Source organism: Thiomicrorhabdus cannonii, from assembly GCF_013391695.1.
Taxonomy (GTDB): domain Bacteria; phylum Pseudomonadota; class Gammaproteobacteria; order Thiomicrospirales; family Thiomicrospiraceae; genus Thiomicrorhabdus; species Thiomicrorhabdus cannonii.
On record NZ_JACBGH010000014.1, the window covers coordinates 1 to 17,573 of the forward strand.

Sequence of the window (17,573 nt, forward strand, 5' to 3'; positions counted from 1 at the left end):
AGTGAAACGTCTTAGCGCCGATGGTAGTGTGGGAGGTCCCATGCGAGAGTAGGTCATCGCCAAGCTTATATCCTAAAACCCGCCTACCTCACCGTGGCGGGTTTTTTTTTGCCTAAAATCGACTCTGATTTAGTTGTATTTATTCCTGCCATTCTTTTTCTCAGCTATTATACTAATCTAAACGTATATTTAGAGGTCATGGCATGTATCGTGGTTATTTTGGTTTAACGCAGTTACCCTTCAAGAATACGCCAAACGTGCATTTCTTTTACGAGCAAGCCTCTCGCAAAGATATTCTAAATGCACTGACCTATGTGATTCAGCGAGGTGATCCTATTGTTAAAGTGACAGGTGAGGTCGGTTGTGGCAAAACGACCTTGCTGCGCCTGTTGGCTGACTCTTTGGATGAGCGTTTTACACTTGTATACATTAACTCACCCAACCTGACACCTAAGGATTTACTCTTTCATATTGCCGATGAACTTTGTCTTAGCTTTGATGCTGATTTGCCTAAGTTTCATTTATTGAAAAGTCTTAGACATCAACTCGTTTCGTTGCATGCATCCGGGAAGCATGTCGTTATGTTGGTGGATGAAGCCCAAGCAATGTCCTTTGATACATTGGAAGAAGTCAGGCTTCTGAGTAATTTGGAAACTAATACCGATAAGCTTATTCAGATTGTATTATTTGGACAGCCTGAGTTGGATCAGGCGCTTGAAAAACACCAGCTGCGTCAACTTAAAGACCGTATATCATACAATATTCATGTGCCTCCCTTAACTCAGCAGGAGGTACAGGCATATCTTAACTATAGAATGCGTCAGGCGTCTTTTAAGGATTTGGATTTCTTTGATGCTAAGTTTTCAAAACTGATTCATAAGCTTAGTGGCGGTTTGCCTCGCTCCATTAATACCATAGCCGACCAGTTGCTCATGGCGGTTTTTGGTTCTGGTGACAGAAAGTTAAAAACCAAACATTTTAAGAACTTATCGAAAGAGAATCTTAAGGAGGCAAGGTCTTCTTATTTGCCCTATTTGATTTCATTAGCCATAGTGCTATTTTTATTCTTATTGATTCTTACGCGTTTCGATCAAGGAATAAACCAGTTGTTTGAGCGTACTGTAGGAGGCGTTGTTCATGAGGTTAATCGTGGTAGCAGTGTTGATACAATGGATGATGCTAGTCACAAAACAGTAGCTGCTAACGAACCGGCTGCTGTAGAACATACTGAAAAATTGTCTGAAATCAAAAAAGCAACTATTAATGAAGAAACATCCGTTGCAGACGCCACCCCATCAATGGTTTTATTTATACAAGCGTCTAGTTCGAATATTAATCTTGAATTGGCTGGTGAGTTGGCGGTTAGGCATGAAGCAGCCGTTCAATGGCTGAATGGTTTGAATGAAAGTTCCTATGTTGTGCAGATGGCGACCTTTGATCTTGATGATTACCTAAAGGCAAAAGCCTTTTATACACGATATAAAATGATTACGGATAGTTTGTATGTTGTGTTAGACTTGAATTCAAATACGCAAAAATTTCGAATTAAGTTTTTATATGTGGGTTCGGACAGTTATTCTCAATTGCTGCAAAAAATTAATGAGTTGCCGACCCCGCTTAAAGCTTCACAACCGTTTATTACTCCAGTGCACTTGCTTTTGCAAACGGTGCGAGATACTGAAAAAAATCTAGAAAATTGGGAAAAGTCATGAAACAAATAGATTCTGTTAGCCCTTTCTCTCCACTAGTTATCCTTACGATTTCATTGTTTGGACTGACGTCTTGTGCAACATCTGAGGTCAAGAGAGATCCTGTTTCCCCTCCTGTGAGTAGTGAATTCGCGGTCAAGGGGCATATCAATAAGCAGAATGTTATTGGGCAAGGAGATGGCTCCACTGGGATTCCGCAGCTTGTTACTAAATCTAATGTGTTGCCGCCAAAACCAGAATTTCAGCATTTGGTTAGAAAATATTCACTTGCTGCGGTCAATGTGCCTCTGAAAGAAATTTTATTTAAGTTGGCACAAGACTCCGGAAAACAATTGGATTTTCATTCGGGTGTTAATGGTTCGGTAACTATTAATGCTATTAACCAAGATTTACCAACTATTCTTAAGCGTATGTCTGGGCAGTTGGGTTTTTTATATGAGATTACGGCTGATAGCATCGTGATCAAGCCTGATACCCCTTTTTGGAAGAGTTATGAGGTTGATTATGTAAATATCAAAAAAGTCAGTCAAGATACAATTGACATGAAGATGGCTGTGGGTGGGCCATCTGGCTTGGGTTCAGGTAACGCTAGCAGTAGTGGTGGTAGTGCAGCAAACATTAAGGTTATTGCTGAACATGACTTTTGGTTGGAGCTTGAAGAAAACTTGTCTCGTTTAATCGACGCAGGTGGTGATGCAGTAACTTCTACTGGACAGGCCGGTGCGGTTAATAAAAATGTTGTTGTTAATGAGGAGGCGGGCGTTGTAACGGTCTATGGTGGTGGCATAATTCAAGGTGTTGTTAAAGAATACCTAGATCAGGTCATGAACAGTGCATCCAAACAAGTCTTGATTGAGGCGACGGTTGTTGAAGTGGAGTTATCTGATCAATATCAGGCTGGGATTGATTGGTCGACACTGGTTAAAACTAACGATGGTAACGGTGTATTAAGCCAGAATCTCGTGCCAACAACATTGTCAGGCAACGCTGCTTTGGCATTTAATTTTACAGGACTGGGTGGTGATTGGGATTTAGGCGTGCGTATGTTGCAACAGTTTGGTAAAACTAAAGTATTGTCTAGCCCGAAAATTATGGCAGTTAATAACCAAACTGCTCTTTTAAAAGTGGTCAATAATGAGGTTTACTTCACTATTGAGGTGAATAGGGAGGCTGCTACCACTACTAGTGCAGGAACAACAACCTATGAGACAACCGTTCACACCGTTCCTGTTGGTTTCATGATGAGTGTAACGCCGTTTGTAGGAGATGAGAGTGACGTTTCACTTAATATCAGACCGACGATTTCGCGTATTGTTGGGTATGTTAATGATCCGAGTCCTGATTTGGCCAAGGAAAGTATAGTCAGCCGTATTCCTGTCATCCAAGAGCGAGAAATGGCTTCTGTGTTGCGATTGAAAGATAAGCAGACAGCTGTGATTGGCGGTTTAATTGAGGACTCAAATACAAATGATAAAAACTCCGTACCATGGGTAAATGAGATCCCGTTTGTAGGTGATTTGTTTTCTTATAAGGATGACAACGCTAGAAAAAGTGAGTTAGTGATTTTTATCCGCCCAATTGTTGTTAAAAATCCTGATGTGGATAACGGTGATTTAACTCTGTTGAGAGATTTCCTGAAGACAGAACGCAATTAAGCTTAACTTTAAATAGGTAGAAGTCCTGTGAGTGTTTTACTAGAGGCTTTAAAAAAGGCTGCAGAAAACAAAAAGCAAGTTGAAGGCTCTCATAAAGCAGAGGGGTTGGATAAGGCTGCTTCAGAACCGGAGGGCTTAGAGGTTGGACTTGTTCAAGATAGAGTTATACATACTGAAATGGATGACAACTCTTCGAACGCACAAGCCAATAAGTCTCAAGGCACAGGGCTTGGTTTGACACTACCTATTGCGCCTGCTGATTTAAGTTCCGTTCCAGTTGCTGAAGTTGATTCGGGCATGTCTGAGGGTGGGACATCTGAGAGCAATTCTTCAAGTAAAGTTCAGAAGGGTAGTTCCTCTTTAAGTCTTGCGTCAGATGAGGTAATTCCTGTCCCTGAGTCCTCTCATACGGATTATTTGAAAGATTCAGATTTAAGTAGCAATGTCGAGGCGTCAGGTTCTGACTTATCAAGTACAGATAAGATCAGAGGTGATGATACTGATCTTACTGACGTAAAAGAGTCAAAGGTGGATGATGTGTCTCATTTGGCCTCGGAAGAGAGCATGGCTAAGAATGAGAATAAAGGCAGTTATGCTTGGAGCCTAGAAACGCTTCCAGGTTATCAATCAGTCGATAAAGTGGATGAATCTGTTGGTGCTGTCAGCGTATCCGAACCTATCCATAATGAAGTACCGAATCCAATTTTGAGCACTAATCAACGCTTTAAGCATATTAGAGCAACAGGGGTGATGGGTGTATTGTTTGGTACCTCTTCTAATGCTGTTGTTTATTCATTGATGACTTTATTGGTGTTGAGTGTTTTGGGCGCTGTTGCTGTGGGGTATTTTTATAGCCAAAGTGAAGCGATTGAGAAGAGTATGCAAAAGTATGCGATTACGAAGCTTCCTGAAATACAAGTGGCTTTGCCGATTCAGGTAACTCAAAGCACTCAGGATATAACAGATAAAGATAGTGCAGGCAGTGGTCAGCAAGATGTTTCGATGGGGGAAACTGCTCAGGAGAGTGGTGAAGTGCAAACTTTGACGGGATTGAGTAAAGAGTCCGTTAAAGATCAGCCGGTTGTGAAGCATACAGCCAAAACGTCGAATTATGTATCGCCAGCAAGGGTGGCACGTCCAACCGTCAAGCGTGAAGAAGTTAGATTAAGTATTCAGGCTAGGGAAGAAGTTTCCGCTTTACAGCAAGCTTATGACGCGATGCAGCTTAATGATCTAGAGAAAGCGCAGGTTCTTTTTGAACGGATCTTGTCCGAAAATCCCTCTAGCGTAAACGCGTTGAACGGTATGGCGTCTATTTATGCCCAGCGTGGAGATCCTCAGCAAGCTATTAAATACTACTATCAAGCTTTAGAAAAGGACGCAGATAACTTATACGCCTATGAGTCTGTAATTCAGCTTACAGCGGATCAGTTATCCGGAGAGGCATGGAAAGATGAGCTCAAGAAGTCTATCAGTAAGCATCCTAAATCAGCTGTTTTGCATTATGCATTAGGTAATATCTATGCGAAGGAAAATGACTGGAATATGGCGCAAGCACAATTCTTTGAAGCGCATTCCTTATCGCAAGATAACCCGGATTATCTAGTGAATTTGGCGATCAGCTTAGACCATTTGGGAGAATATGCATTAGCATCCGAGTATTACACCAGTGCATTGGTCTTTGCAGCAAGTCGCCCAGTTAACTTTGATGAATCATCGATTAAGGCTCGATTAGCCAATATTAAGCTGTTCCTCGAGCAAAATCATATATGAAAAGAGTGGGGTTACTAGGGCAACGTTTGATTGAAGATGGCAAGATCACGCCGGATCAATTAGAAATTGCTCTTACAGAACAACGCAAAACGGGTAAAAAGCTTGGTGAGGTTCTTTTTCGCTTAGGCTTTCTTAGCGAAGAAGCCATTAGTGAGGCAATTGGCGAGACCGTCGGATACGATTCCGTTAGTCTGAGTGGTATCGTGCCTGATGCTAAAGCAATCAGCTTAGTTTCGGAGTCTTTTGCTCGCAACCACCTCATTATGCCTGTGAGCCTGCAGGAAAATGTTTTGAAGGTCGCGATGGCGACGCCAGATGATATTCTGTTGCTGGATAAACTAAAACGGCATATTCAAAAAGCGGATATTCAAATCACTCCAACACTTGGTGTTGAGAAGGAAATCCTGAACACGATCGATAACTACTATGGTTACGAGTTGTCGATTGACGGGATATTGCGAGAACTTGAAACTGGTAATATTGATATCAGCCGTATTTCTGAGGCTAGAGAGTATTCTCAGCCTATGGTGCGCTTGGTTGATAGTATTTTGACGGATGCGGTAAAAAAGCATGCTTCAGATGTGCACTTTGAACCTGAAGAGAACTATGTTCGCATTCGTTATCGTATTGATGGGGTGTTGCAAGAAGTACGATTGATACACAAGTCGTTTTGGTCGGGGCTGGTGGTGCGCTTGAAAGTTATGTCTAACTTGGATTTAACTGAGCAGCGTTTACCGCAAGATGGCCGAATGGATTTGATTGTACATGGCCGTCGCATAGATTTTCGTGTTTCGTCTTTGCCGACTACGCATGGTGAGAATTTTGTGTTACGTATTCTGGATCGTGAAAAGGGGATTGTTCCTCTTGATAAGCTTGGTCTGGATGCGGATTCATATCACGAGTTGAAGCTTATGCTGGCTCGTCCGACGGGCATTTTGTTGGTAACAGGACCTACAGGCTCGGGGAAAACGACGACGCTGTATTCGATACTCAATGAATTGAATCAGGTGGGCGTGAATATCATGACCCTTGAGGATCCCGTCGAATATCCAATGGCCATGATTCGTCAGACTGCGGTTAATGAAGAAATCGGGATGGGCTTTGCCGCGGGGATTCGTGCCTTGTTGCGTCAGGATCCGGATATTATTCTGATTGGTGAGGTGCGTGATCCTGATACGGCTGAAATGGCGTTACGGGCCGCGATGACAGGTCACCAGGTGTTTGCGACTTTGCATACAAACTCTGCCATCGGGGCAATCCCCCGACTGATAGATATAGGCGTTTCCCCGTCAATCATGTCGGGTAACATCATTGGTATCATTGCGCAGCGTTTGGCTCGTAAACTCTGCAAAGAGTGCAAGGAGCCTTATGAAGCAGAGGCTTATGAGCGTCAAATAATGGGCGTTCCAATTAATGAGCCTCTCAATTTGTACAGGGCAAAGGGGTGTCCAGCGTGTAACCAAATTGGTTATAAGGGTCGCCTGGCCGTGTTGGAAACCTTGCGTTTTACCAGTGAAATGGATGAAATGTTACTAGCAGGAGAGTCGCAACACGCTATTTTGGAACAGGCTCTGAAGGAAGGTTTTTCAACGATGGCGCAAAGTGCGTTAAGATGGGTCAAACAGGGACATACTTCTATTGAGGAAGTCAGTCGCGTGGTTAATTTAACCGAGTTGCTCTGAGGTCTTAAATGCAAAATTATCGTTACACAGGTATAAATCGCTTTGGAAAACGCGTTAGTGGCGTAATGCCGGCGGCCAACTCTAAAGATCTTAGTCAGCGTTTGTTGAAAAAGCACATTAACCTAATCAGTAGTAAAAAACAGAGCAATAAATTCTTAGGGATTTCTCAAAGCAAAGTTAAACGCAAGGATATCATTGCCATAACCTTCCAGTTTGAGCAATTGCTGAAGGCGGGTGTTCCGCTGATGGAAATCATTGACGATTTAAGAGACAGTTACGAGAACGATGCGGTAAAAGAAATTCTGGCTAGTATTTATGATGCCATGCAAGGGGGCTCAACTTTCTCAGATGCGCTGCGTGAATATGAAGACGTCTTCGGCAATGTGTATATTTCTCTGGTTTCCGTAGGAGAGAATACCGGGCGTTTGGACATTATTCTTGCAGATTTGGCAGGTATGTTGAAATGGGAGGATGAACTTGCCTCTAAAGCCAAAAAGGTCATGATTTATCCTGCGATCGTTGCTACGGTGGTCATTTCCGTTGTTATTTTGATGATGTTGTTTGTTGTGCCTGAATTATTGGGCTTTATTAAGTCCATGGGCGGTGAACTTGGGTTTGCAACCGTATCGTTGATTGCGACTTCAAGCTTCATTTCAGAATATATTATTGAGTTATTTGTAGTACCGATTGTGATCTTTTTTGTCCTTAAATGGTGGCGGAGCAAGTCGGATGACTTTAGAACCAAGACGGACAAAATGGCTCTTAATATCAGTATTATCGGCCCGGTAATCTATAAACTCAAATTGGCACGCATCGCCAACGCATTGGCTGTTATGTACAGTGCCGGCGTAAGCTTTACAGATAGTTTGAAAATGACGGCAACCGTTGCCGGCAACCGCTATCTGGAAAAAAACATTGATGCGGCGGTGCTGCTCATTCAGGAAGGTAAAGCGATTCACCAGGCATTTCAACAAGCAGATGTTTTCCCTTCCATGGCTATTCGCATGGTCAAGGTCGGCGAAAGCAGCGGTCAAATGGATGAGGCTTTGAAGAACGTGAGTTACTTCTACGATCGAGAGGCCAAGGAGTTGATCGAAAAAATCGAACCCACCATTGAACCATTACTTACTCTGGTAATGGGATTTATTGTAGGATGGGTAATGATTGCAGTGCTCGGGCCGATTTATGACACCATATCGAAGGTACAGTAAACGTGAAAGGTGTATTTTATTTAAATGATCAAGGTTTAACGGCATACGCGAACAGTTGTCGGATTTTAAACACTCCGCGTTTTTTCAGTTGGAGTGATGTGCCGGCAATTGAGGAATGGTTAGCCGAGTTGCCTGGGCGGTTCCAATGCTCCCTCATTCTCGATTTGGTGGATGAAGATATTGCTATGGAGGCCGCTCCCAGGCTGTACCTGTGGGAAAAAGCAGCCATTAGAAACAGATTGGTCGAGCGCCTGAAATCAGACGGGGCCGAGTTGATTTTTTCTGAATGGACGGGGCTTGTGCAAACCGGTTCGGAAGGCCGATCAGAAGAGTTGATTCAATCCGCTTCGATTATTATGCCCTCCCATGTATCTCATTTTCTGAACATGCTGGAAGAGGCGGAAATCACCGTAAACGGTATTTACTCCGCGCCATTTTTATTGGCAGATTTCCTCAAGAAATATTTCAAGACAAGCTTCAATCTCAGCAAGCAGGAATTCAACAGCCCTTTCTTTGTTATTTCCCGCCAAGGTGAAAATAGCTACCGCCAGACCTTTTTCAATCAAGGGCGCTTGCGCATTAGCCGATTGATTGAAATTGACAGGGAGGACGACGACTATTCTGGGGCGCAGTCCTCCTTAATTCATGAAGCGAAATTGGCGCGTAATTATATTTACAACCAGAATCTTGTAGCGCATACACAGAACATCGGTTATGTATTTTTGGACTCCGAAGCATTGCGTCTAGAAGGGCTTCAGCAGCGGTGTTTTGATGAGGGGCTGTTTACCAGCGATGACCAGTTGACAACCGCCATTTTTAAGGCGATGCCCGTCGGGTCCTTCAAGTTCGCTAAAACGTTCTGCGGAGAAGCGGAGTCTTCCCATTTCTTGGCAGATTTATTAGTCGGATATGTTCTTAACGATCGGCCGGCGAAGTTTTATTTTACCGAATACAGTCAGAAAATTTACCGTATTGCTACGGCAAATAAGGCGCTGAAAGGGATCAATATAGCCGCCTTAGTTGCGCTTTTGGGGTATGGAACTATCGCGGGTATTGATACCTACATGCGTCAGTACAATATCGAATTGCTGGGACAGCAGATCGAAAATCATATTACAGAGAAAGAGCGTCTGCAAAAACTGGTTGATCTGCAAATAGACGCCAAAGAGATCAAGGCCTCGGTAGATTTCTCGGAGGCCATCCTGAGTTTGAAAACCGATCGGACGGTTGGCTTTAAAATCATGCCGATAAGTGAGGTCTTCAGTCGCCATGAACATGTGCAGCTTATCAATGCCGAATGGAAGCAGTTGGAGCGCTTTGACAGTCACATATATGACGTCGAACTTGACGGTTTGGTCTTTCCTTTTGAAGAGTATTACAAACAACCTGTCGATTGGGTTGATGCATTGGTTGCGGATCTTAAGCAGTTGCCGTTGATTGCGCAGGTTGATTTGGTTCAGGAGCCGTTAAATCGTAATTTGCAGCAGGCCTTAACCGTTTCCATTAAGGGGGAAAAGGTGACAGCGCTACCGTTCAAGCTTAAAATGAGGGTCAAAGATGGCCAGTCAAAGTAGTTTCTTATCGGTAAGTTTATTCAAGAAGTTTTTTCTAATAGGGATTCTTCTGCTTCTTGTTTTGGGTGGGCTGTCAGCCGGACTTTGGCAGTTAGTGAATGATGAGCAGAAAAAGCTTCAGCAGATTGAGCAGACAAAGTTAAAAGAGCTCAACTCACTGCGTAGTCAGGTTAACTTCTTGCAGCAGCAAGTTCGGCTTTACCAGCAGTATGGCGCCAAGTACAAGGATCTGGTTAGAAAGGGGATCGTCAAGCAGCAGGATCGCGTTTTTTGGGCGGATTCCATGGTGCAGATGCAAAAAACCTTAGTGATGCCTGAGTTTTCTTTCCAGTTTACACCGGAACAAATATTGGACAGCAAGCGTTTCGATAAGATTCAAATCGATAAGGGCATGTTCTATTTCAGTCGACTCAATTTGAAAATGAATCTGCAGCACGACGGAGACTTGCCCAAGCTGTTGAATGCAATCAATGAACGCGTCTCTCCTTTTTATTTGGTTGACCATTGCAGCTACAGCATGAAAGACAAAAGTGAGATTATTGAGGCGAGGTTTGATCCCAAGTCGGGCAATATTCAGACCGAGTGTTCACTTGTAGTGTTCCATTCGCATTCAAAAATCGCTAAAAACCTCTAATTTGTCCGCATAGTTAGGACATAAGGGATGAAGATGAAAGTTTTGCAAGCCAACAGGATAATCGCCTCAGGCCTCTTGATTGCCAGTTTGGGATTAATGCCTTTCTCTAACGCCTATTCTGCCGAGCAGGACATGGACAGATTGATGATGACGCCGGAGCAGCGCGCCAAAATTGACGCAGAACGCTTGGCATATCTAAAAAGTCTGGAAGTGAAGACGGTTGAGGAAGAGGAGAAAGAAAAAGCCAAACAGAAGGCAGCCATTAAACGTAAGATCATTTCTCCTGATCGATTAGCTGTTTCCGCGATCATTGAAACGCCAGAAGGCAAACGCTTGGTGCGCGTTAATAATCAATTCAACGATTTTAAATCCAAGGATGTCAAATTGAATGCACAGGCCTCCAATCTTGATGGCGGTCAGTTCAAGGTAGACAATAGAGAGGTATTTGTTCCTGTTGGCAATACCTACTTTACCAACCGCAACAAGATGGTTGAAACCTATAAGTTGGAGCAGCAGGCGGCCAAGGCGAATGCTAAACAGCAGATTCTGAGCGCGGACAAGAAAACCATCGACCGTACCCTTAAGGATGTGAAAACCGTCAACAAAACCCCGCCTAATGCCTTGTCTGTTGAAGGGGCAAATAATGCGGCTACACAACCCATCACTCCGGCGCAAAACCTACCCCCTACAGCTGTTAAACAATGAATACACCGATCTCTTTAGAGAGCCTGCTCGTCCTGAGCGGGCTTTTTTTATTACTGGCACTGATTTTTATTTTCCGTTTCAAAGGGCTGCTGCAAGAGGCTCGCTGGCAATTACGTGAGCAGGCTACCCGGCTCGAAAGCGTTGAGGCATTGCAAGCACAATATGCATTATTGCAGCAGGAACACCGCCAATTGCAACCGCTGATCGGATCCGTTGCCCAGCTGGAAAAACAGCTGTTGGATGGTCAAAATCTCTTGCAGAATAAAGAAGTGCAGTTGGCCGAAGCCCAGGACAAACTTGCGTACGTGCGAGAGCAGCAGGCTCAACTGCAACAGACTTTGGAACACGAAAAGAGCCGTGCGCAGGAAAAGATCGAATTGCTGGAGCATGCCAAGCAGCAGCTGGCCAATGAGTTCAAACTCTTGGCCAATCAGATTTTTGAAGCCAAACAAATGCAGTTTCACGAGCAGGGCAAGCAGAGCATGGAAGCGGTGGTTAAACCCATGCAAGCGGCGCTGGAGTCTTTCAAACAGCGGGTTGAAACGGTCCACAAGGAAGATCTCGAGGGCCGCGCCAGCCTGGGCGAGCAGTTGAAACAGCTGCAGAGCCTCAATGCCAAAATGTCTGAGGAGGCGCACAATCTGACCCAAGCGTTGAAAGGCGACAGCAAAACTCAGGGCAACTGGGGTGAGCTGGTGCTGGAGCGTCTGTTGGAGCGCTCCGGATTGCGTGAAGGCATCGAATTTGAGCGCGAAAAATCGTTTGTGGATGACAGCGGCAAGCGTCTGCGTCCGGACGTGATTATCAATCTGCCGGACAACAAGCACATCATTGTCGATTCAAAAGTCTCACTGCTGCACTATGAGAAGGCACTCAACAGCGATACCGACACGGCGCGCCAACATGCCCTTAAACAGCATTTGTCGAGCCTCAAAAACCATATCGACACCCTCGCCGCCAAGCGCTATGAGCACTTGGAGCGCTTGAACGCACCGGATTTTGTGCTGATGTTTATCCCGGTGGAAGGCGCCTATATGTTGGCGATTGAAACCGATCCGGGGATTTTCGAGCACGCCTTTGAAAAACGTGTCGCGGTGGTCACGCCGACCACTTTGTTTACCACGTTGAAAACAGTGGAACAGCTGTGGCGTTACGAGCGCCAGAGTGAAAATACCGTTAAATTGATCAAGCGGGCCGCTGAGGTGCATGACAAATTCGTGGGCTTTGTGGAAACCTTTGAGAAGGTCGGCAAGCAGTTGGATACGCTCAACGGCAGTTATCACACCGCACGCAAGCAGATGTTGGACGGCAGCGGCAATTTGGTGCGTCAGGCCGAAATGCTCAAGGAGCTGGCCGGTAAAACCAAAAAAGAGATTCCCACGCATTTACTGGAAGAGGCGGGCGGCATTTCCGGCGCCTTGACCGAATAACCAACGCCGAGTCGCTGCCGGCGGACCCGGTCTGTTGAGTTTTTAAAGCGGGTTTATCGCGATGAGATTGTCGGCTCGTAGCGCAAGGTTAACCAGCGTTGTTGGCTGATTTTCTCGGCGCTGTAGCGGCGTTGCAGGCTAGGTGGCAAATCGGCGTAACTGCAGGGACGGTAGCCGGCCTGTTGATAAAATCCCGCCAGATGTCCTTCGGCAAAGGCAAATACCCCGGCCTGTTGAGTTTGCCGGTGCATGTATTGCAGCAATTGGCTGGCAATGCCCTGGTGACGCCAATCGGGGGCGACAAACAGTCCTCGCAGCCAAAAGCATGCTTCTTCATCCAAGGCGATCAACCGTGCGCAGCCGATGATGTGCTGCGGGTGGTGCAGGGCGATAAAATTGCGATCACCCTTGCCGGCTGCGGCCTCGCCGTGCTGTTTCAAAAAATGTTTAAGCTGATAGAACGCTTGATCCTGCGCTTCGCTGAAAGTGATCGTCATGTGGGCTGAATTCTGATTTCAATTTTCAAAGGTGAATATGGCAAGAGCATGTTGCCAGGTCTGTAAACGGCCAGACAAAGTTTGTATTTGTGCGTTTATCTCGCCTGTGGATAACTCTGTGGAAATCGGTATTTTACAACATCCCGATGAAACCCAGCGCGTAAAAGGCAGCGCGTTGCTTGCGCAGTTGAGTCTGGCGCGCTGCCAAACTTGGATTGGTGAGGATTTCAGCGAGGACGCCGGCCTGTTCAAATGGCTCCAAGATGGCGAGGTTTTTCTGCTCTATCCGCCTCAGCCGGAGGCCAGTGAGGCCGTATCCATTTCGCCGGCGGAACTCAAAAAACAATCTCAACAGGCCGGGTGGCGGCAGCCGCTCAAGATATTGGTCATCGACTCGACTTGGAAAAAAAGTTACAAGATGCTGCAGTTAAACCCGTGGTTGCAAGGCCTTAAGCGGCTCGCGCTGACGCCGGATGCGCCTTCGCGTTATCACATCCGCAAACAAAAAAGCCCCGGGTGTCTGTCGACGCTCGAGGCAATTTATAGTGTGTTGAGCCAGCTTGAAGGCGATGCCAAAAAATTTCAGCCGTTATTGCAGGCGTTTGACGCCATGAACCGACAACAGCTGGCGTTCAGGCCCATGCCAACCACTCCGGACGCCTCTTAGGCCTTACCGTTCGAATCGACCTCTTCGCGCAGTTTCCTGAAGATAAACAGGTTGGAGAGGGTGAAGTTGAAGCCCATCCCCATCAGCACGCCGATAATCAGCGCCAGCACCATCTGCTCCTGAAAAAAGGGCACATAGGTGGTGAGCACATAATAGGTGCCGTAGTTGACGGCAAAGCCGAGCAGCGAGCTGCTGACAAATGCACTCCATTGTGTGGTCTTGCGGGTTTTCTCGCGGTGATTGAAGGTGACCAGACGGTTCAGCATCCAGTTCCAGGTCGCCGCCGGCCAGAAGGAGATGGCTCGCGCCACCGTATGGCTCACGCCGAACACCTGCAACAGCAGATAGACCGCCAAATCCACAATAAAACCGCTGCTGCCGACCAGGGCGAACTGAAAAAATTCCGCTTTGGTTTTGAACCTGTACTGATACAGGCGACGCAAATGGCGCAGGTATTTGAGCTGTTCGGCCAAGGTCAGTTTGGATTCGCCGTGAATGCGGTCGACAAAGTGAATCGGCACTTCGGAAATATTTTTGAACTCGCCTTTGACCATGACCTCCAGCGCGATTTTATAACCGATCGGCGAGAGCATGCCGCGCGGTGGAATATCGGCCTTGCGCACTGCAAAGAAGCCGGACATCGGGTCTTTGACACGCGCCAACGGCAAGGCAGGCAGGGTGGCAACGGCGGAGTTAATATAACGCCACAAAGACCAGCTTTCATCGATACTGCCGCCCGGAACATAACGCGAACCCAAAACAAAGTCGCTTTCGCCGCTGCTGAGGCGCTCGATCATTTGCGGAATGGCGCTGGCCGGATGCGACAGGTCGGCGTCCATCACCACCACATAATCGCCCTGCGCGTTATCGAAGCCGTCGATCACCGCCGGGGACAGGCCGCGATCTTCAGTACGCGTGACGATACGGATCGGGTGTGTACTGCTGAGTGCTGCGACCTTTTCAATCGAGCCGTCCTGCGAGTTGTCGTCCATGATCAGGATTTCATACTCGCGTGTCTGCAAGGCGTCACGAATCATTTCGCTCAGCGGTTGCAGGTTGGCCACTTCTTTATAGGTGGGGACAATAATCGAAATCATCTGCAGTCTTTACTCCACATCGTCACGCAAAAAGTTGCGGCAGTGATAAAAATAGTAGGTCACTATTATAGAGCCGTTTTCAGCGATTGGCAGGGTTTTCACCGGCTCGCAGGACTCGAAGCGGTTGGGCTTGTTGGTTTGCGGCGGAATTTTCTCGTAATGCGGCGCCACCAGCAGTCCGTCGCTGCCTTTTGCCGGCAGTCCAAACCAGAACTCAAACTGTGTCTGCTTGCCGCCGGCAACGTAAACGGGCTGTGGGCGAACGTACCACGTCAGGTGGCTGGCGTAACTCCAGTTAGACACAAACAACGGCAAGTCGGCGTTGCCATCCGATAATTCGGTTTGCAGGGATTGTGCGGTTCGCGCCGCAGCCTGCCAACCCCATTCGCCTTGCAGCGGGTGTTTATGGTCCGGAAACGGAATCCACGGCGTCGCCAAAAAGCTGTGCAGGGTCAGACTCAGTGCCAGAGCCGTGGCCGCTTGCAGACCAGTCAACCATTTCACCCAGCGTGTATCGCGACGACACCACAGCCAGTGAACAACCACCGGAATCAACAACAACCAAGCCAGCGCCGGCCAGTGAGGCAAACTCTCTTCGCGTCCCGCCCCCCACGCAAACAGCGCAAACACCGGCACGGCAAACAGCAGCAGCAAACGGCTGGTGGTGTGTTGGTAGTTTTTGAGGGAAAGCATCATCAGCCAGCCGAACACAAACAGTAGCGGCGTGTAGACCACAAACTGCGCCGCCTGCGAGCGCAGCAGGCGCGTGATTTTCCAGTCGGGGTTGTGGGTGCCGTGATGCAGCTGATAAAGGAACGAGGCCCAATCGTGCATGGCGTTCCAGTACAGCAGCGGCGTGATGACCAAGAGCGCGACAGTCACCGCCAGCCAAAGCCCTGTATTGCGCAGCCAAGACCAGCGTTTCTCGATGGCCATGACCAAAAAAAGCGAGAGCACCAACGTCACGGCGGTGTATTTGGACAGCGCGGCCAAGCCGACCAACAGTCCCAGCAGCAGCCATTGTTTGAGAGTGACCGGTGACCCGGCCTGTTGAGTTTGCAGCATCTCCCAAACCAGCCAGACCAGCGCCAGTACAATCACCATCAGCGGATCGTCCGGCAACATCCCCATGCCCATCAACGGGAACATCAGCGTGGCGTTTAACAGCGCCACCGCCCAGAACCCCTGCCAGTTGTCGGCGGCTTGCGAAGGCTTTGCAGAAACTGAACAGGCCGGGTCGGTCGCAAACAGACGGTTGGTCAGACGGTAAAGCAGAAAGTTCAGCAGAACATACAGGGTGATGGGCACAATGCGGGCACCCCAGTCGGTCGGAAAGAGCCACATCGGCACGATTTGCAGCCAGCCCACCAGCGGCGGGTGGTCAAAGTAACTCCAATCGGGCATTAAACCGTACAGCGCATAATGCGCCTCGTCGCCGCCCAGTTCCAGTTTGAATGCCAGCGCGATATGCACGAGCGTCATCACGCCGACTATCAGGGCGGCTGCTTGATGAGGCAGCAGGGAGCGCAAGGTTTTCAACATAAATCAGCTTCTGCCGTAGATGTCTTCAAGGCGGATAATGTCGTCCTCGCCGGTGTATTCACCCACCTGTGCCTCAATCAGCACCAAGTCGAGGCGGCCGTTGTTTTCCAGACGGTGCACCTCGCCAATCGGGATATAGGTCGATTCGTTGGGACGCACCAGCTGGGTTTTGTCGCCGACGGTGACGGTTGCTGTGCCGGACACCACCACCCAGTGTTCGCTGCGGTGCAGGTGTTTTTGCAGGCTGAGGCGCTTGCCGGGTTTGACGACAATGCGTTTGATCTTGTATTTGTCGGCCGATTCCAGCACCGTGTAGGTGCCCCACGGGCGGTGCGCCGTCTGGTGGACAGCCGGCAATTCGCTGCCTTTGGCTTTGAGTTGTTCGACCACCTGTTTGATCTTCTGCCCTGAGCCTTTGGGGGCGATCAGCAGGGCATCGGCGCTGTCGATGACCATCAGGTTGTCGACATCGATCAGGGCAATCAGGCGTTCGTCGCCGATAATGAGGTTATTGCGGGCATTGAGCAACAAACTCTGGTCGTTCTGGGTATTGCCGTCCGCATCCTTGGGCAGTTCTTCACTCAGCGCCTCGAAGCTGCCGACATCACTCCATCGAATATCGCTTGGCACGACCTTGACGCTTTGGCTTTTTTCCATGACCGCATAGTCGATGCTGTCTTCCGGAATGGCGAGCATCGCCTGCATCGGAATGCGCATAAACTCGCCTTTGTCGCTCGCTTCATAGGCGCTCACGCAGCCCGCGTAAAGCTCGGGCGCATGGGTTTGCAACTCCTGCAGAAACACGCCGGCCTTAAAACAGAACATGCCGCTGTTCCAGAAATAGTTGCCCTGATCCACGTAGCTCTGCGCCGTGGTGGCATCGGGCTTTTCCTTGAAGGACAACACCTTGTTGCCGTCCGCTTCAATATAGCCAAAGCCGGTTTCGGCGTAATGCGGGGTGATGCCGAAGGTGACGAGCTGGTTTTGTTCGGCCAGCGCGCGTGCCTGCGCGACCGCGTGCTGGTAGGCGCGCTGGTCTTTAATCAGATGATCCGATGGGGTGACCAGCACCAGGGTGTCGGCTTCCATGCCCAGACACGCCAGCGCGATGGCCGGTGCGGTATTGCGGCCGACCGGCTCCAGAATAAATTGCGGGCGCTTGGCAAGATTCAGCGGTGCCATCTGGTCGAGCGCCAGAAAATACTGCTCCTGATTGGAGACAATCACAAAATCGTCGCAGACGGCGCGGTTGCGCTCAACGGTCTTCTGAAACAAGGACTCGCTTTTGAAACCGTCATGAAAAAAGGGTACAAACTGTTTGGGCAAAAGGGTGCGGCTAATCGGCCAAAGGCGTGTGCCGGAACCGCCGCAAAGAAGCACGTTGATCATCTGCTTAC

Annotated in this window: 14 protein-coding genes; 10 read left to right on the forward strand and 4 right to left on the reverse strand. The window is 48.0% G+C overall.

The features are described 5' to 3' along the window. The first annotated feature begins 203 nt into the window (after positions 1-203). From HZ297_RS11085 to HZ297_RS11125, 9 genes are read left to right on the forward strand one after another with little or no spacing between them, the layout of a single operon-like run. Entirely contained in the window at positions 204-1,712 is a 1,509-nt protein-coding gene (locus HZ297_RS11085; protein WP_178863738.1) for an ExeA family protein, read from the forward strand. Further along, the gene (locus HZ297_RS11090; protein WP_178863741.1) at positions 1,709-3,364 is read left to right on the forward strand and encodes a type II secretion system protein GspD; all 1,656 of its coding nucleotides are present in this window, start codon (positions 1,709-1,711) and stop codon (positions 3,362-3,364) included. The genes HZ297_RS11085 and HZ297_RS11090 overlap by 4 nt, the downstream gene beginning before the upstream one ends. 27 nt (positions 3,365-3,391) lie before the next feature. Then, positions 3,392-5,137, forward strand: coding sequence for a tetratricopeptide repeat protein (locus tag HZ297_RS12190; protein WP_178863742.1), 1,746 nt, complete (start codon positions 3,392-3,394; stop codon positions 5,135-5,137). Beyond that, positions 5,134-6,819 carry a GspE/PulE family protein gene (locus HZ297_RS11100; RefSeq protein ID WP_178863745.1) on the forward strand — a complete coding sequence of 562 codons (1,686 nt, stop codon included), beginning with the start codon at positions 5,134-5,136 and terminating at the stop codon, positions 6,817-6,819. Before HZ297_RS12190 ends, HZ297_RS11100 begins: the two co-directional genes overlap by 4 nt. Positions 6,820-6,827: 8 nt before the next feature. After that, entirely contained in the window at positions 6,828-8,030 is a 1,203-nt protein-coding gene (locus HZ297_RS11105; RefSeq protein WP_178863747.1) for a type II secretion system F family protein, read from the forward strand. A 2-nt stretch (positions 8,031-8,032) separates the two neighbouring features. Then, positions 8,033-9,604 (forward strand): hypothetical protein, encoded by a 1,572-nt coding sequence (locus HZ297_RS11110; protein ID WP_178863749.1) that lies wholly within the window; start codon positions 8,033-8,035, stop codon positions 9,602-9,604. Next, a complete protein-coding gene (locus HZ297_RS11115) occupies positions 9,588-10,238 on the forward strand; it encodes a hypothetical protein (protein WP_178863751.1) in 651 nt (216 codons plus the stop codon). Before HZ297_RS11110 ends, HZ297_RS11115 begins: the two co-directional genes overlap by 17 nt. Positions 10,239-10,265: 27 nt before the next feature. Next, entirely contained in the window at positions 10,266-10,943 is a 678-nt protein-coding gene (locus HZ297_RS11120) for a hypothetical protein (RefSeq protein WP_178863753.1), read from the forward strand. Then, positions 10,940-12,373 carry a DNA recombination protein RmuC gene (locus HZ297_RS11125; RefSeq protein WP_178863755.1) on the forward strand — a complete coding sequence of 478 codons (1,434 nt, stop codon included), beginning with the start codon at positions 10,940-10,942 and terminating at the stop codon, positions 12,371-12,373. The genes HZ297_RS11120 and HZ297_RS11125 overlap by 4 nt, the downstream gene beginning before the upstream one ends. Positions 12,374-12,426: 53 nt before the next feature. Here the strand turns inward: HZ297_RS11125 and HZ297_RS11130 are convergent, their stop codons facing one another. Further along, the gene (locus tag HZ297_RS11130; RefSeq protein ID WP_178863757.1) at positions 12,427-12,870 is read right to left on the reverse strand and encodes a GNAT family N-acetyltransferase; all 444 of its coding nucleotides are present in this window, start codon (positions 12,868-12,870) and stop codon (positions 12,427-12,429) included. A gap of 37 nt (positions 12,871-12,907) precedes the next feature. Here HZ297_RS11130 and HZ297_RS11135 point away from each other — a divergent pair, with 37 nt between their 5' ends. Further along, a complete protein-coding gene (locus HZ297_RS11135) occupies positions 12,908-13,537 on the forward strand; it encodes a tRNA-uridine aminocarboxypropyltransferase (RefSeq protein ID WP_178863759.1) in 630 nt (209 codons plus the stop codon). On the opposite strand, the gene HZ297_RS11140 is transcribed toward HZ297_RS11135, so the two are convergent. From HZ297_RS11140 to HZ297_RS11150, 3 genes are read right to left on the reverse strand one after another with little or no spacing between them, the layout of a single operon-like run. Beyond that, a complete protein-coding gene (locus HZ297_RS11140) occupies positions 13,534-14,634 on the reverse strand; it encodes a glycosyltransferase (protein WP_178863760.1) in 1,101 nt (366 codons plus the stop codon). The two genes, HZ297_RS11135 and HZ297_RS11140, sit on opposite strands and share 4 nt — an antisense overlap. 9 nt (positions 14,635-14,643) lie before the next feature. Next, on the reverse strand, positions 14,644-16,176 hold the full coding sequence (locus HZ297_RS11145; RefSeq protein WP_178863761.1) for a glycosyltransferase family 39 protein: 1,533 nt from the start codon (positions 16,174-16,176) through the stop codon (positions 14,644-14,646). 3 nt (positions 16,177-16,179) lie between these two features. Beyond that, the gene (locus HZ297_RS11150; RefSeq protein WP_178863762.1) at positions 16,180-17,565 is read right to left on the reverse strand and encodes a mannose-1-phosphate guanylyltransferase/mannose-6-phosphate isomerase; all 1,386 of its coding nucleotides are present in this window, start codon (positions 17,563-17,565) and stop codon (positions 16,180-16,182) included. Between the last annotated feature and the right edge of the window lie 8 nt (positions 17,566-17,573).

Coding starts and splice junctions, on each gene's coding strand:
- HZ297_RS11085 (WP_178863738.1), top strand. CDS start 204: ATGTATCGTGGTTATTTTGGTTTAACGCAGTTACCCTTCAAGAATACG.
- HZ297_RS11090 (WP_178863741.1), top strand. CDS start 1,709: ATGAAACAAATAGATTCTGTTAGCCCTTTCTCTCCACTAGTTATCCTT.
- HZ297_RS11100 (WP_178863745.1), top strand. CDS start 5,134: ATGAAAAGAGTGGGGTTACTAGGGCAACGTTTGATTGAAGATGGCAAG.
- HZ297_RS11105 (WP_178863747.1), top strand. CDS start 6,828: ATGCAAAATTATCGTTACACAGGTATAAATCGCTTTGGAAAACGCGTT.
- HZ297_RS11115 (WP_178863751.1), top strand. CDS start 9,588: ATGGCCAGTCAAAGTAGTTTCTTATCGGTAAGTTTATTCAAGAAGTTT.
- HZ297_RS11120 (WP_178863753.1), top strand. CDS start 10,266: ATGAAGATGAAAGTTTTGCAAGCCAACAGGATAATCGCCTCAGGCCTC.
- HZ297_RS11125 (WP_178863755.1), top strand. CDS start 10,940: ATGAATACACCGATCTCTTTAGAGAGCCTGCTCGTCCTGAGCGGGCTT.
- HZ297_RS11130 (WP_178863757.1), bottom strand. CDS start 12,870: ATGACGATCACTTTCAGCGAAGCGCAGGATCAAGCGTTCTATCAGCTT.
- HZ297_RS11135 (WP_178863759.1), top strand. CDS start 12,908: ATGGCAAGAGCATGTTGCCAGGTCTGTAAACGGCCAGACAAAGTTTGT.
- HZ297_RS11140 (WP_178863760.1), bottom strand. CDS start 14,634: ATGATTTCGATTATTGTCCCCACCTATAAAGAAGTGGCCAACCTGCAA.
- HZ297_RS11145 (WP_178863761.1), bottom strand. CDS start 16,176: ATGTTGAAAACCTTGCGCTCCCTGCTGCCTCATCAAGCAGCCGCCCTG.
- HZ297_RS11150 (WP_178863762.1), bottom strand. CDS start 17,565: ATGATCAACGTGCTTCTTTGCGGCGGTTCCGGCACACGCCTTTGGCCG.